Raw genomic sequence first — 13,788 nt, 5'->3', positions numbered from 1 at the left:
AAAGATCGCAGCCTCGTTTCACTCGACAGCTCCTACAGGTGCGGCGATCTCTTGTAGGAGCTGTCGAGTGAAACGAGGCTGCGAATCGTCAATTAATTGAACTCGTCGCCCACCGGATACCGGCTCGCATTCAAGCTCTCTTTGATCTTGCGCAAATGCGGCTGGAAGTCCACACCGCGACGCAGGGTCATGCCGGTAGCCAGCACGTCCAGCACGGTCAGTTGAATGATCCGCGAGGTCATCGGCATGTAGATGTCAGTGTCTTCGGGTAGCGGGATATTCAGGCTCAGGGTGCTGGCCTTGGCCAGTGGTGAACCTTCGGCTGTCAGACCCAGCACCGATGCACCGTTCTCCCGGGCGATGCGCGCCACTTCCACGAGTTCGCGGGTGCGGCCGGTGTAGGAGATGATCACGAACAATTCGCCGGTGTGTGCCACCGACGCAATCATCCGTTGCATCAGCACATCGGCATGGGCGGTGACGGCCAGATTGAACCGGAAGAATTTGTGCTGTGCGTCCAGTGCCACCGGGGCCGAGGCACCGAGGCCGAAGAAGTGGATCTGCCGGGCCTGGATCAACAGGTCGACGGCGCGGCTGATCAGGTTCGGGTCCAACGCTTGCAAGGCACTGTCCAGGGAGGCTATGGCGCTGCCGAAAATCTTCTTTGTATAGGCTTCAGGATTGTCATCGGCCTCGACCGCACGGCTGACATACGCCGCGCCACTGGCCAGGCTTTGAGCCAACTGCAGTTTGAGTTCCGGGTAGCCGCTGACGCCGAACGAACGGCAGAAACGGTTGACCGTCGGCTCGCTGACCTTCGAGGCCTGGGCGAGGGCGGCGATGCTGAACCGGGTGGCCTGCTGTGGGTTGAGCAGGATCACTTCGGCGACTTTACGTTCAGCCTTGTTCAGGTCTTCAAGGCGATTCTGGATCTGTTCCAGTAAATTCCGCACGCGGTCCATATATGTTCCTTGGGTCAGCAGCGCAAATTAGAGTTCGGCTATGCCAAAAGGGCCTTTGATGCGGCCCCAAACGGTGGCCTATCCTACTGATGGCTCCGACCGACCACCACTCGGAATCTATATTTTGCGAAAATGTTGTGGTTATTACTACATTTTCTCTTGAGCGATGCCTTGAAAAAAGGTATTTGTAGCTTAACTTGATAAAAGAACAAACATCATGCCTTCGATTACGGTTGAACCGTGCACCTTTGCCTTGTTCGGCGCCCTCGGCGATCTGGCCTTGCGCAAGCTGTTTCCTGCCCTCTATCAACTCGACGGCGCAGGCCTCTTGCACGAGGATACGCGCATTATCGCGCTGGCCCGCGAGCCCGGCACCGAGCAGCAACACCTGGCATTCATCGCCGCCGAGTTGCGTCGTTATGTCGGGGCCAAAGAGCTGGATGCGGCCGTGGTCGAACGCTTCCTGGCCCGACTGAGCTACCTGCACGTCGACTTTCTCCAGGCTGACGATTACATCGCCCTGGCTGAAATGGCCGGCAGTGCCCAGCGCGTGATTGCCTACTTTGCGACGCCTGCCGCCGTTTACGGCGCGATCTGCGAGAACCTGGCCAAGGTCGGCCTGGCGCAAAACACCCGCGTAGTCCTGGAAAAGCCCATCGGCTCGGACCTGGAATCCTCGCGCAAGGTCAACGACGCCGTGGCGCAGTTCTTCCCGGAAAACCGTACCTACCGCATTGACCATTACCTGGGCAAAGAGACGGTTCAAAACCTGATCGCGCTGCGTTTCGCCAACAGCCTGTTCGAAACCCAGTGGAACCAGAACTACATCTCCCACGTGGAAATCACCGTGGCCGAGAAGGTCGGGATCGAAGGCCGTTGGGGTTACTTCGACAAGGCCGGTCAACTGCGGGACATGATCCAGAATCACCTGCTGCAGCTGCTTTGCCTGATCGCCATGGACCCGCCGGCCGACCTGTCCGCCGACAGCATCCGCGATGAGAAAGTCAAAGTCCTCAAGGCGCTGGCGCCGATCAGCCCGGAAGGCCTGACCACTCAAGTAGTGCGCGGTCAGTACATCGCCGGTTACAGCGAAGGCAAATCGGTCCCGGGTTACCTGGAGGAAGAAAACTCCAACACCCAGAGCGACACCGAAACCTTCGTCGCCTTGCGTGCCGATATTCGCAACTGGCGCTGGGCCGGCGTGCCGTTTTACCTGCGCACCGGCAAGCGCATGCCGCAGAAGCTGTCGCAGATTGTCATCCACTTCAAAGAACCGTCGCATTACATCTTCGCCCCTGAGCAGCGCCTGCAAATCAGCAACAAGCTGATTATCCGCCTGCAACCGGACGAAGGTATTTCCTTGCGCGTGATGACCAAAGAGCAAGGCCTGGATAAGGGCATGCAGCTGCGTAGCGGTCCGTTGCAGCTGAATTTTTCCGACACTTATCGCAGCGCGCGGATTCCCGATGCCTACGAGCGGTTGTTGCTGGAAGTGATGCGCGGCAATCAGAACCTGTTTGTCCGTAAAGATGAAATCGAAGCCGCGTGGAAATGGTGTGACCAGTTGATCGCCGGGTGGAAAAAATCCGGTGATGCGCCCAAGCCGTACGCGGCCGGGTCCTGGGGACCGATGAGCTCCATTGCTCTGATCACGCGGGATGGGAGGTCGTGGTATGGCGATATCTAATTTGAAACTGCCTCAGGGCGTCAGCGCCCATGCGTTCAAAAGCCCGGTGCTGTTGGCCGAAACGCTGGCACTGACGGTTGCCAAGCAATTGAGCGAAGCGATCGACACCCAAGGCACCGCCACGCTGGTGGTGTCCGGTGGTCGCAGCCCGGTGGCGTTTTTCCAGCACCTGGCCAAACAGGCGCTGGACTGGTCGAACGTGGTGGTCAGCCTGGCCGACGAACGTTGGGTGCCGGTTGAGCATGCCGACAGCAATGCCGGTCTGCTCAAGCGCTATCTGTTGCAAGGGCCGGCGGCCAAGGCTCAGTTCCTGAGTCTGTACAGCGCCAGCGCCAACCTTGAACAGGCGGCCGAGCAGGCCGATCGTTTGCTCTCCGAACTGCCGGTGATCGATGTATTGGTGCTGGGCATGGGTGACGACGGTCACACCGCGTCGCTGTTTCCGAACAGCCCGAACCTGGCCGATGCCTTGAAGGCCGACGGCATCCGTCGTTGCTACCCGATGTTGGCACCTACCGTGCCGCATCAACGCCTGACCATGAGCCGTGCGCTGCTGGCATCGGCCAAGCATAAAGTTCTGTCCATTTCCGGTCAGTCAAAACTGACCACCCTGAGTGCCGCATTGGCCAGTGACGATGTCGCCGCCATGCCGATTCGCGCGTTTTTGCAACCCACGTTAGAGATTTACTGGTGCCCATGAGCCAAGGAACAGCCGCTATGACAACCCCATCCCCGACCGTTTCCATGGCGGACAAAGTTGCCCTGATCGACAGCCTCTGCGCCAAGGCGCGGATTTTGCCGGTGATTACCATCGCTCGCGAACAGGACGTCCTGCCGCTGGCTGACGCCCTCGCCGCCGGCGGCCTGACTGCCCTGGAAGTGACCCTGCGTTCGCAGTTCGGCCTCAAGGCCATCCAGATCCTGCGCGAACAGCGTCCGGAACTGGTGACCGGTGCCGGCACCGTGCTGGATCGCCACATGCTCGCCGCCGCCGAAGCGGCCGGTTCGCAATTTATCGTTACGCCAGGCATCACCCGTGATTTGCTCGAAGCCAGTGTCAACAGCCCGATCCCGCTGTTGCCCGGTATCAGCAACGCCTCCGGCATCATGGAAGGCTATGGCCTGGGTTATCGCCGCTTCAAGCTGTTCCCGGCGGAAGTGAGCGGCGGCGTCGCTGCCATCAAGGCCTTGGGCGGCCCGTTCGGCGAAGTGAAATTCTGCCCGACTGGCGGCGTTGGCCCGGCCAATATCAAGAGCTACATGGCATTGAAAAACGTCATGTGCGTGGGCGGTAGCTGGATGCTTGATCCGGAGTGGATCAAGAACGGCGACTGGGCCCGCATTCAGGAATGCACTGCCGAGGCCTTGGCGCTGCTGGACTGATCTGCTTTACCTGACACTTCGTTGTGTGTTCTACGGCTTTACGGTGCGCTTGGTCGGTGCACCGTTTTTTTTTGCCTGTAGAAAAACAACAGGGCATATGAGGTTTTTGTAGCAGCTGCCGAAGGCTGCGTCCAGCTGCGAAGCAGTCGTAAAATCTGTGCCCACGGTGCATCAGGCAGACCGCATGCGCTGGATTTACGACTGCTTCGCAGCTGGACGCAGGCTTCGCCAGCTGCTACAGATCGGACGCAGGCTGCTACGGATCGGCCTCAGGCGATAAATAATTACCGCACCTGCACATTCGTCGCACCCTAACCTGCGCTCTTCTATTGGAAGAGAGAACGTCATGGACGACAACACCTGCGCTGCACCTTCACAACCGGCTTGCCTGCTGTCCCCCGAACAAATCGCCGGTCCGTATTTCCGTAACCCGAAACTGATCAGGCGCAACATCAGCGAAGGCGCTGATGGCGTTCCCTTGATACTGCGCCTGGCGATCGTCGATGCCATGACCGGGCAGCCTGTCACGGGTGCGCTGGTCGATATCTGGCATTGCAACGCGCGTGGTGCCTATTCGGGCTGGAGCAAGATCAATCCGGACAAGGAAGTCGATGTCGGTGAAATCGGCTCGATCCCGCGCACCGACGACGACACTTACCTGCGCGGCGGTCAGTTCACCGACAAGCACGGAGTTGTGCGGTTTACCACGATTTACCCGGGGTTTTACGCCGGCCGCTCGCTGCACATTCACGTCGCTGTGCGCATCACGGCCGGTAACAATTACCTGCAAGAGCGGCATGTCGCCTGGGTCGGCCAGCTTTACTTGCCCGAGGCGGCTTCGCGGTCGGTACTGAACACCCGAGAGTACAGCGGCAGAAAGGCTTCACCGCTGACCAACGATGAAGACATTTACTACAAGCACCACGGCGGCGAAGCTTCGACGTTAAGCGTTCATACGCTTAGTCGAAAGTCGAATGACGATGGCTATTTCGGATCCACCACCATCGCCATCGACACCTTCGCGGTTTCATCACACATCAAGCCGGAGGACTTCGACAGGTACACCGTGTGATTTCAGCCCAGTTCGGTCAGCGCCCGGGTCAGCAGCGTCATATGTGACGCAGTGGTGGTCAGGCCCGGTGTGATGCGAATGCACGGTCCGCTCGCGGCACCGCTGCGCATCACGGTAAACAGGTTGTAGTCGCTGAGCAGTCGCTCAACCATCGGCTGTTGATCGCTATGGCGCGTGAAGCGCAGTGACGTGATGCCGCAATACAGGCGAGGGTCATCCGGCGTCATGACTTCAATCCCCGGCAATTCGCGCGCTGCACGCACCCACAGGTTACGCAAGTAGTTGAGCCGGGCACCCTTGGCGGCAGAACCACCCATGGCATGATGTTCCTCGATCACCAGCGGCAATGTCAGCAGCGCCGGGATATTCGGTGTGCCGTACGGCGTGCGGGCGCGAATGTCGGTGACGGGGTAGTGCGATTCGCCCATGTCCGGGTCGATATCGGCCAGGCGCTCGGGAGCAATGTAGATGAACCCTAGCGTCAGCGGTGCTCCGATCCATTTGTGCAGGTTGAAGCCGGCGAAGGAGATACCCAGTTCATCCAGATTGAAGTCGATTTGCCCCAACGCGTGGGCGCCGTCGAGGATCACATCGATCCCGTGTTCTTTCGCGGCGGCGGCAATCGCCTGCACCGGCATCACCAGGCCGGTGCGATGGGTGACGTGAGTCAGGGCCATCAGTTTGAGTTTGGGGTAGCGCTCAAAAGCGTCACGGTAGGTCGCCAGTAAACTGTCGAAACTGGCGGGGTGCTGGTGGTCGATCTCGATCACCTCGGCCCCGCGATTGCGCGCCAGCCAGCGCAGGGCGTTTTTGACCGAGTCGTACTCCAGATCGCAGATCAATACCTGGTCGCCCGGCTGAAGACGGTTGTAGTTGCGGATCAACGATTGCAGACCCTCCGAGGCATTGCGGGTCAGCGCCACGGTGTCGGCAGGCACGCCCACCAGTGCGGCCAACTGCGCGCGGATCTTCTGGGTTTCGACCTGTTCGAATCGCTGGCGTACGTACACCGAGTTGCTGCGGTTGATCATTTCGATGTTGCGCTGGTATTCCTCGACCACCGTTCGCGACATGCGCCCGAAGTAACCGTTCTCCAGGTTGATCGGGCCGGGTTCGACGGCATAGCGGTCGGCAAAGGTCTGCCAGAACATTTCATCACGGGCGCGACGGGTGTTATCGGGCATGGGGTACTCGGTCAGGATCAATGGCGGGGGGCGGGTTTGCCATGTTTGGCGCGCAGGGGTTCGAGCAATTCCGACAAGCCGTTGTGATCGATTTCCTGCATCAGGGCCAACAAGCCACCTAATTCGCCATGAGGAAATCCTTCCCGGGCAAACCAATTCAGGTAGGGGCCGGGCAGGTCGGCAATGATCCGGCCCTTGTATTTGCCAAAGGGCATTTCGCGGGTGATCAGCAGTTCTAGTTTTTCAGGGTTCATCGGTTGGCCGTCAGGATTCAATCAGTGCGGAAAATACAGGCATTCTGCATGCAGGCCAATTGACAGTTCATGCAAAAAAAACGGATACAGATTTCGCCTGTAAAATTAAGTCATTGAAATATAAAGGTTAAATTGTTGAATCGAAGCTGGCATGCAGGGTGCAACAGTCATTGCATCTTTCATCAACCCGCAAGGAATTGAAAAATGACCGACATGAATAAAGAAGCCATCTCTGTACTCAACGACCTGATTGAAACCAGCAAAGACGGTCAGGAAGGGTTCAAGACTTGCGCTGAAGACATCAAACACCCTGAACTCAAAACGTTGTTCGTTCAGCGTTCTGCCGACTGCGCCACGGCGGCGTCTGAACTGCAATCCGCCGTGCGTTCGATGGGCGGCGATCCAGAAACCTCCACCAGTGTCAGCGGCGATATGCACCGTCGCTGGGTCGACGTGAAGTCGATGTTTACCGGCAAGGACGAAGAGGCTGTCCTGAACGAAGCCGAGCGCGGTGAAGACCATGCGCTGAAGGCTTACCGAGAGGCGATGGAGAAAATCAACAAACACAACCTGGTGGGCATTCGTGACCTGGTTGAACGTCAGTACCACGGCGTGCAACGCAATCATGACCAGGTCAAAGCCCTGCGTAACCAGGCTCGCGCACGCTCGTAAGCGTTCGCTTCCACTAAAAAAACGCCAGCGAGTCTGGCGTTTTTTGTGCCTGCTGGTTCAAGGCAAGGGCATTGTTCAACCGATGCTGATCGCCGGCAAAGTCGGCAGCGTCACGGTCTGCTGCTTGCGCGGTGCCAGGATCTCCGCTTCGCCATCCACCACCAATTCATCACGCTGGTTGAACACGCGGGTGGCAATGCGCACACGAAACTTCGGCAGTTTCTCCAGAATCTCCAGACGCACGGTCAAGGTGTCGCCAATTTTCACCGGTTTCTGAAAGCTCATTTGCTGGCCGATATAAATAGTGCCTGGCCCAGGCAGTTCACAGGCAACCGCTGCGCTGATCAGCGCGCCACTGAACATGCCATGCGCGATGCGCTCCTTGAACATGGTGCCCGCCGCGAACTCGGCGTCCAGGTGCACCGGGTTGTGGTCGCCGGACATGGCGGCGAACAACTGAATGTCGCGCTCCTCGACGGTCTTGCTATAGCTGGCGGTCTGGCCGACTTCGAGGGCTTCGTAAGGGGTATTGGTAACCTGGGTCATCTGTCTCGGTTCCTGTGACGAATAAAAAAATCCACAAAAAAACTATTCCGACCGGGGTGGCCGACGGTGGCTCAATGCCTGGGCGATCCACTGCAACACATCGCTGATCACTTCCTCGCGGTTGCTCTCGTTGAACAGTTCGTGGCGCGCCTGCGGGTAAATAGTCAGGTGCAGGTTCTGGCTGCCCGCCGCACGCAAGGCATCGGCCAGATCTTTCAGACGCTTGCCTTCGCTCACCGGATCACATTCACCGCCAATCACCAGCAACGGCAGGCCCGGATCGATCTGAGCGAGATTGGACGCTTTGCTGATTTGCTGCAACCCACCGAGTAGATCGATCCACATCTGGTTAGTGCAGCGAAAGCCACACAGCGGATCGTTGGCGTACAGATCCACTTCCACCGGGTCGCGACTGAGCCAGTCGAATTGTGTGCGTGCCGGTTTGAATTGTTTGTTGAACGAGCCGAAGGACAGCCATTCGATCAACGCACTACGCCCCTTGGGCCCCTGGCGCAGCTTTTCGAAACGGGCGATCTGGCGCGCCGCGCGATAGAGCGTCACGGGCTGGAAATTCGAACCGCTGAGCACCGCGCCGTGCAGGCTGGCGCTGTGATGCAGCAGGTAAGCCTGGGCGATGTAGCTGCCCATGCTGTGACCGAGCAACACGATCGGCACACCAGGATGCTGTTGACCGATGTGCTGGTTGAGGCTGGCGAGGTCGCCGACGACTTTGCACCAGCCATCGTCATCGGCGAAATGGCCGAGTGTGCCGTTTTCGGCGGTTTTGCCATGTCCACGCTGATCCGGCGCATAGACGCCGTAACCGTGCTCGCAGAATTTTTCCGCCAGCCGGGCGTAGCGACCGCTGTGCTCGGCCATGCCGTGAGCCAGCAGAATGACCGCGTGTAATGGCGCGGCGGGCAGCCACTGGTTGACGAACAGGCGGCTATGGTCAGTCGCGGTCAGCCAGAACGTGTCGTGGATCATGTCGATTCCTTTGCATGGGGCTGCATGTGGCATGGGCGTGGTTGCATTGTATAGCGCATCCCGCGCGTCCCGTCTGATCAGGCCACGCCACGGCGGGAAGATTCACACGATCAATGAGGCGCGTGCGCATATTTGCCTGAATCGCCATAGCTGCTAGTGTCCGTGAAGCTCCGCTTTTCGCTTTTGTTTTTGAACAAGGGCGCAACAGCGGCCCCGGATAGGCTCAGGTAAAGAGGATAAGAACAATGCAACCTGATTTCTGGAATGACAAACGCCCGGCCGGCGTGCCCCTGGACATAGACCTTGGGGCTTACAAGTCGGTGATCGAGGTGTTCGAGCGTTCCTGCAAGAAATTTGCTGACCGCCCGGCATTCAGCAACATGGGCGTGACCCTGACCTACGCCGAACTGGAACGCCAGAGCCTGGCATTCGCTGCTTACCTGCAAGCCCACACCGACCTGGTGCCGGGGGATCGCATCGCGGTGCAGATGCCCAACGTCCTGCATTATCCGATTGCTGTATTCGGTGCCTTGCGTGCCGGGTTGATCGTGGTCAACACCAACCCGTTGTACACCGCGCGGGAGATGCGTCATCAGTTCAAGGATTCCGGTGCCCGGGCACTGGTGTACCTGAACATGTTCGGGCAGAAAGTCCAGGAAGTGCTGCCCGACACCGACATCCAGTACCTGATCGAAGCGAAAATGGGCGACCTGATGCCGGCCGCCAAGGGCTGGCTGGTCAATACCATGGTCAGCAAGGTCAAGAAAATGGTCCCGGCGTATGCCCTGCCGCAGGCCATTTCGTTCAAGAGCGCATTGCGCATGGGGCGTGGCCTGGGCATCAAGCCGCTGAAAGTCGGCCTCGACGACATCGCCGTGTTGCAATACACCGGCGGCACCACCGGTTTGGCCAAGGGCGCCATGCTGACCCACGGCAACCTGGTGGCGAACATGCAGCAGGCGCGTGCCTGCCTGGGGCAGTTCGGTGCCGACGGTCAACCACTGCTGCGTGAAGGTCAGGAAGTGATGATCGCGCCACTGCCGCTGTATCACATCTATGCATTCACGGCGAACTGCATGTGCATGATGGTGACCGGCAACCACAACGTGCTGATCACTAATCCGCGAGACATTGGCGGCTTCATCAAGGAGCTCAAGAACTGGCGTTTCTCGGCGTTGCTGGGGCTCAACACCTTGTTCGTCGCCCTGATGGACCACCCGGACTTCAAGACCCTGGATTTCTCCAGCCTCAAGCTCACCAACTCCGGCGGCACGGCGCTGGTCAAGGCCACCGCCGAGCGCTGGGAGCAGATGACCGGTTGCCGTATCACTGAAGGTTACGGCCTGACCGAAACCTCGCCGGTGGCCTGCACCAACCCGTACGGCGATCAATCGCGAATCGGCACGGTCGGCCTGCCGGTGCCGGGCACTTCGCTGAAAGTGATCAACGATGAAGGCGTCGAGCAACCGTTGGGCGAGCGCGGCGAACTGTGCATCAAAGGCCCGCAGATCATGAAGGGGTACTGGCAGAAACCCGACGCCACCGCTGAAGTGCTGGATGCCGAGGGCTGGTTCAAGTCAGGCGACATCGCGGTGATCGACCCGGACGGTTTTGTGCGCATCGTCGATCGCAAGAAGGACATGATCATCGTGTCGGGTTTCAACGTGTACCCGAACGAGATCGAAGACGTGGTGATGGCTCACCCGAAGGTCGCCAACTGCGCGGTCATCGGTGTGCCGGACGAGCGGTCGGGCGAGGCGGTGAAGTTGTTTGTGGTGGCCCGCGAAGCCGGGGTCAGCCTTGAGGAGTTGAAGGCTTACTGCAAGGAGAACTTCACGGCGTACAAAGTGCCCAAGCACATCGTGTTGCGTGAGTCGTTGCCAATGACGCCGGTCGGGAAGATTCTGCGGCGGGAGCTGCGCGATATCGCGTAATCGATGAATGGCCGCGTTTCACGCGGATCGCGGGCAAGCCATGCTCCTACAGGTTTCATTATCGTCCACATAGAATGTGATCGACACGGAACCTGTAGGAGCAAGGCTTGCCCGCGATGCTTTTAAAGATCTGGAAAGGCCCTGTTTCAGGGGCTTTCAAGGCTTTATAGGATTTTTGCTCTAAAATGACCGCTAGCAATTCTTGAGTCACAATTGTGACCGTAGTGGCCGCTTTTGGCTCTAGTCGACCCTTGGCAAAGCTGCTACTCTCGGCGCGCTTTGTGCTTCTCGGCCTGTGTAAAAGCCCAGATTCACCAATGACCAAACACCAATAATAATCGCATCAAATGCGGTGCTGAATTCGCGTTGCTGAGGAGTGGGCTTCCATGATCGAAGACTTTTGGAAGGATAAGTACCCAGCTGGGATTGCTGCCGAGATCAATCCAGACGAGTACCCGAATATTCAGGCAGTGTTGAAGCAATCCTGCCAACGCTTCGCCAACAAGCCGGCATTCAGCAACCTGGGCAAGACAATCACCTACGGTGAACTGTACGAATTGTCCGGTGCCTTTGCCGCTTACCTGCAACAGCATACCGACTTGCAGCCGGGCGATCGAATCGCCGTGCAATTGCCTAACGTGCTGCAGTACCCGGTTGCCGTCTTCGGTGCCATCCGCGCCGGGCTGATCGTGGTCAACACCAACCCGCTGTACACCGCGCGGGAAATGGAACACCAATTCAACGACTCCGGTGCCAAAGCCCTGGTCTGCCTGGCCAACATGGCACACCTGGCGGAAACCGTCGTTCCGAAAACCGGCGTCAAGCACGTGATCGTCACGGAAGTGGCCGACCTGTTGCCACCGCTCAAGCGCCTGCTGATCAACAGCGTCATCAAGTACGTGAAGAAGATGGTCCCGGCGTATCACTTGCCCAAAGCCGTCAAGTTCAACGACGTGCTGAGCAAGGGGCATGGCCAGCCAGTGGCTGAAGCCAACCCGGCCAGCAGCGATGTCGCGGTGCTGCAATACACCGGCGGCACTACCGGCGTGGCGAAAGGGGCGATGCTGACCCACCGCAACCTCGTGGCCAACATGCTGCAATGCAAGGCGCTGATGGGCTCCAACCTCAATGAAGGTTGCGAGATCCTGATCACGCCGCTGCCGCTGTACCACATTTATGCGTTTACCTTTCATTGCATGGCGATGATGCTGATCGGCAACCACAACATCCTGATCAGCAACCCGCGCGACCTGCCGGCGATGGTCAAGGAACTGTCGAAGTGGAAGTTCAGCGGTTTCGTCGGCCTCAACACCTTGTTCGTGGCCCTGTGCAATAACGAAGGCTTCCGCAAGCTGGATTTCTCGGCGCTGAAAGTTACCTTGTCCGGTGGCATGGCCCTGCAACTGGCTGCCGCCGAACGCTGGAAAGCGGTCACTGGCTGCTCCATCTGCGAAGGTTACGGCATGACCGAAACCAGCCCGGTGGCCACCGTCAATCCGATCCAGAACATCCAGATCGGCACCATCGGCATCCCGGTCCCGTCGACCCGTTGCAAAGTCATTGACGATGCCGGCGTGGAACAGCCGCTGGGCGAAATCGGCGAGCTGTGTGTCAAAGGCCCGCAGGTCATGAAGGGTTACTGGCAGCGCCAGGAAGCCACCGATGAAATGCTCGACAGCGAAGGCTGGTTGAAGACCGGTGACATCGCGCTGATCCAGCCTGATGGCTACCTGCGCATTGTCGATCGCAAGAAAGACATGATCCTGGTCTCCGGTTTCAACGTGTACCCGAACGAACTGGAAGACGTGCTCGCGACCCTGCCGGGCGTGCTGCAATGTGCGGCCATTGGCGTGCCGGACGAGAAGTCGGGCGAGGCGATCAAGATCTTTATCGTCGCCAAACCGGGCGTGACGCTGACCAAAGAGCAAGTGATGGAGCACATGCGTGCCAACGTCACCGGCTACAAGGTGCCGCGTGCCGTCGAGTTCCGCGATGCGCTGCCGACCACCAACGTTGGCAAGATTCTGCGTCGTGAACTGCGCGATGAAGAGTTGAAGAAAATCGCCGCGAAAAAGGTCGGCGCGTAACACCAAAAAGCCCCGCGGATGCGGGGCTTTTTTTGCTCGTCTGACAGGTCTTTGTTGCCTGTCAGGCCGCCTTCGCGAGCAAGCCCGCTCCCACATTTGATCGCATTCTTATTGGAATAACGCGGTTTAATGTGGGAGCGGGCTTGCTCGCGAAGCTTTTGCTTTTGGCTTACAGGCGGAACGGCGCGAAGTTGACGTTGGTGCCCGCCGGGCGCATGTCCTGCAAGTACGAATCCTTGTCGGCACTCAGCTCCAGGCTCAAGGCCGCCTTGCGCTTGCCTTCATTGCGCACCACCAGGCCTTCAAGCTTCTCGCGCAGGAACACGGTCGGCACTTTCAGGTGCAGCAACTCGTCGGTGTCCGGCGTGTGCATCAGCAAGTGAACCCACTCGTACTGACCAACGGCCAGGCGCGCGACCGGGATATCGAACCACCAGATGTTGCGGTTGCGGTTCAATTCGGTGAAATGGCAGTTGTTGACGCCAAGCACGGCACCGCCAAGTTCCTGGTTTCTGCGGGCAATGGCCTGCTTTTTATCGAGTTTCATAACATTCCTACGGGGTTGGATCGTCAGCGCCAGGGCCTGAATACGTTGCGCATTCTCGGGTGTTGGTCGGCAAACATAAAGCCCAACCTGCTGAGATCGACGAAATGGGCGGCACAAATAAATGAAACTCCGCACAAATGCCCCCGGTCAATCCTTGTGTAACGACTTTTTCTCATTGAAACGTTCACAGGAGAATCACCATGAGCAGCACGGGCGATAAAGTAAAAGGCCTGGCCAATGAAGCCGCCGGCAACGTCAAGCAAGGCGTCGGCAAGGCCACCGGCAACGAAAAAATGCGCTCCGAAGGCGTGATGCAGGAAAGGAAAGGCGAGGCCCAGCAAGCGGTCGGCAAAGCCAAGGATGCCCTCAAAAAAGGCATCGACAAGGCGTGATCCGACGTGTGAAACGTCTTGCAAACGGCCATCCAGCGATGGCCGTTTTTGTGTCAGCCTGAACTTGAACCAGGAAATTGT

At 58.5% G+C, this 13,788-nt stretch carries 14 protein-coding genes; 8 read left to right on the top strand and 6 right to left on the bottom strand.

Annotation, left to right across the window (positions count from 1 at the left end; all coding sequences use genetic code 11):
• Positions 1-92: 92 nt before the first annotated feature.
• Complete coding sequence (locus AB4N76_RS07215; protein WP_175649041.1) at positions 93-953, bottom strand: MurR/RpiR family transcriptional regulator; 861 nt, start codon at positions 951-953, stop codon at positions 93-95.
• Between the two features lie 226 nt (positions 954-1,179).
• Between AB4N76_RS07215 and zwf the strand changes: the two genes are divergently transcribed.
• From zwf to AB4N76_RS07195, 4 genes are all read left to right on the top strand, one after another.
• Entirely contained in the window at positions 1,180-2,649 is a 1,470-nt protein-coding gene (gene zwf / locus AB4N76_RS07210) for a glucose-6-phosphate dehydrogenase (RefSeq protein WP_046032024.1), read from the top strand.
• The gene (gene pgl, locus AB4N76_RS07205) at positions 2,636-3,349 is read left to right on the top strand and encodes a 6-phosphogluconolactonase (protein ID WP_046032023.1); all 714 of its coding nucleotides are present in this window, start codon (positions 2,636-2,638) and stop codon (positions 3,347-3,349) included. Before zwf ends, pgl begins: the two co-directional genes overlap by 14 nt.
• 17 nt (positions 3,350-3,366) lie before the next feature.
• Complete coding sequence (locus tag AB4N76_RS07200) at positions 3,367-4,032, top strand: bifunctional 4-hydroxy-2-oxoglutarate aldolase/2-dehydro-3-deoxy-phosphogluconate aldolase (RefSeq protein WP_046032022.1); 666 nt, start codon at positions 3,367-3,369, stop codon at positions 4,030-4,032.
• Positions 4,033-4,378: 346 nt separating this feature from the next.
• A complete protein-coding gene (locus AB4N76_RS07195) occupies positions 4,379-5,104 on the top strand; it encodes an intradiol ring-cleavage dioxygenase (RefSeq protein ID WP_046032021.1) in 726 nt (241 codons plus the stop codon).
• A 2-nt stretch (positions 5,105-5,106) separates the two neighbouring features.
• Here AB4N76_RS07195 and AB4N76_RS07190 read toward each other — a convergent pair whose 3' ends face one another.
• A complete protein-coding gene (locus AB4N76_RS07190) occupies positions 5,107-6,288 on the bottom strand; it encodes an aminotransferase class V-fold PLP-dependent enzyme (protein WP_046032020.1) in 1,182 nt (393 codons plus the stop codon).
• 17 nt (positions 6,289-6,305) lie between these two features.
• Complete coding sequence (locus AB4N76_RS07185) at positions 6,306-6,542, bottom strand: DUF3820 family protein (protein WP_003213031.1); 237 nt, start codon at positions 6,540-6,542, stop codon at positions 6,306-6,308.
• A gap of 204 nt (positions 6,543-6,746) precedes the next feature.
• Here AB4N76_RS07185 and AB4N76_RS07180 point away from each other — a divergent pair, with 204 nt between their 5' ends.
• Complete coding sequence (locus AB4N76_RS07180; RefSeq protein WP_046032019.1) at positions 6,747-7,214, top strand: ferritin-like domain-containing protein; 468 nt, start codon at positions 6,747-6,749, stop codon at positions 7,212-7,214.
• 75 nt (positions 7,215-7,289) lie between these two features.
• Here the strand turns inward: AB4N76_RS07180 and AB4N76_RS07175 are convergent, their stop codons facing one another.
• Together AB4N76_RS07175 and AB4N76_RS07170 are read right to left on the bottom strand one after the other, a co-directional pair.
• On the bottom strand, positions 7,290-7,760 hold the full coding sequence (locus AB4N76_RS07175; protein ID WP_008151121.1) for a MaoC family dehydratase: 471 nt from the start codon (positions 7,758-7,760) through the stop codon (positions 7,290-7,292).
• 42 nt (positions 7,761-7,802) lie between these two features.
• On the bottom strand, positions 7,803-8,747 hold the full coding sequence (locus tag AB4N76_RS07170; protein WP_046032018.1) for an alpha/beta hydrolase: 945 nt from the start codon (positions 8,745-8,747) through the stop codon (positions 7,803-7,805).
• Between the two features lie 245 nt (positions 8,748-8,992).
• Here AB4N76_RS07170 and fadD2 point away from each other — a divergent pair, with 245 nt between their 5' ends.
• Together fadD2 and fadD1 are read left to right on the top strand one after the other, a co-directional pair.
• The gene (fadD2, locus tag AB4N76_RS07165) at positions 8,993-10,681 is read left to right on the top strand and encodes a long-chain-fatty-acid--CoA ligase FadD2 (RefSeq protein ID WP_046032017.1); all 1,689 of its coding nucleotides are present in this window, start codon (positions 8,993-8,995) and stop codon (positions 10,679-10,681) included.
• A gap of 386 nt (positions 10,682-11,067) precedes the next feature.
• Positions 11,068-12,768, top strand: coding sequence for a long-chain-fatty-acid--CoA ligase FadD1 (gene fadD1 / locus AB4N76_RS07160; protein ID WP_077431393.1), 1,701 nt, complete (start codon positions 11,068-11,070; stop codon positions 12,766-12,768).
• Positions 12,769-12,937: 169 nt separating this feature from the next.
• Here the strand turns inward: fadD1 and AB4N76_RS07155 are convergent, their stop codons facing one another.
• A complete protein-coding gene (locus AB4N76_RS07155) occupies positions 12,938-13,315 on the bottom strand; it encodes a hypothetical protein (protein WP_046032015.1) in 378 nt (125 codons plus the stop codon).
• A 200-nt stretch (positions 13,316-13,515) separates the two neighbouring features.
• On the opposite strand from AB4N76_RS07155, the gene AB4N76_RS07150 reads away from it, so the two are divergent.
• Complete coding sequence (locus AB4N76_RS07150; RefSeq protein WP_046032014.1) at positions 13,516-13,707, top strand: CsbD family protein; 192 nt, start codon at positions 13,516-13,518, stop codon at positions 13,705-13,707.
• Positions 13,708-13,788: the final 81 nt, after the last annotated feature.

The organism is Pseudomonas sp. S2_F03, from assembly GCF_054668335.1.
This window is presented reverse-complemented; position numbering and strand designations above follow the sequence as displayed.

Excerpts from the sequence above, each read along its gene's own strand:
- AB4N76_RS07200 (WP_046032022.1), top strand. The coding sequence starts at position 3,367 with ATGACAACCCCATCCCCGACCGTTTCCATGGCGGACAAAGTTGCCCTG.
- fadD1 (WP_077431393.1), top strand. The coding sequence starts at position 11,068 with ATGATCGAAGACTTTTGGAAGGATAAGTACCCAGCTGGGATTGCTGCC.
- AB4N76_RS07175 (WP_008151121.1), bottom strand. The coding sequence starts at position 7,760 with ATGACCCAGGTTACCAATACCCCTTACGAAGCCCTCGAAGTCGGCCAG.
- AB4N76_RS07185 (WP_003213031.1), bottom strand. The coding sequence starts at position 6,542 with ATGAACCCTGAAAAACTAGAACTGCTGATCACCCGCGAAATGCCCTTT.
- AB4N76_RS07155 (WP_046032015.1), bottom strand. The coding sequence starts at position 13,315 with ATGAAACTCGATAAAAAGCAGGCCATTGCCCGCAGAAACCAGGAACTT.
- fadD2 (WP_046032017.1), top strand. The coding sequence starts at position 8,993 with ATGCAACCTGATTTCTGGAATGACAAACGCCCGGCCGGCGTGCCCCTG.
- pgl (WP_046032023.1), top strand. The coding sequence starts at position 2,636 with ATGGCGATATCTAATTTGAAACTGCCTCAGGGCGTCAGCGCCCATGCG.
- AB4N76_RS07180 (WP_046032019.1), top strand. The coding sequence starts at position 6,747 with ATGACCGACATGAATAAAGAAGCCATCTCTGTACTCAACGACCTGATT.
- AB4N76_RS07195 (WP_046032021.1), top strand. The coding sequence starts at position 4,379 with ATGGACGACAACACCTGCGCTGCACCTTCACAACCGGCTTGCCTGCTG.
- zwf (WP_046032024.1), top strand. The coding sequence starts at position 1,180 with ATGCCTTCGATTACGGTTGAACCGTGCACCTTTGCCTTGTTCGGCGCC.
- AB4N76_RS07190 (WP_046032020.1), bottom strand. The coding sequence starts at position 6,288 with ATGCCCGATAACACCCGTCGCGCCCGTGATGAAATGTTCTGGCAGACC.
- AB4N76_RS07150 (WP_046032014.1), top strand. The coding sequence starts at position 13,516 with ATGAGCAGCACGGGCGATAAAGTAAAAGGCCTGGCCAATGAAGCCGCC.
- AB4N76_RS07170 (WP_046032018.1), bottom strand. The coding sequence starts at position 8,747 with ATGATCCACGACACGTTCTGGCTGACCGCGACTGACCATAGCCGCCTG.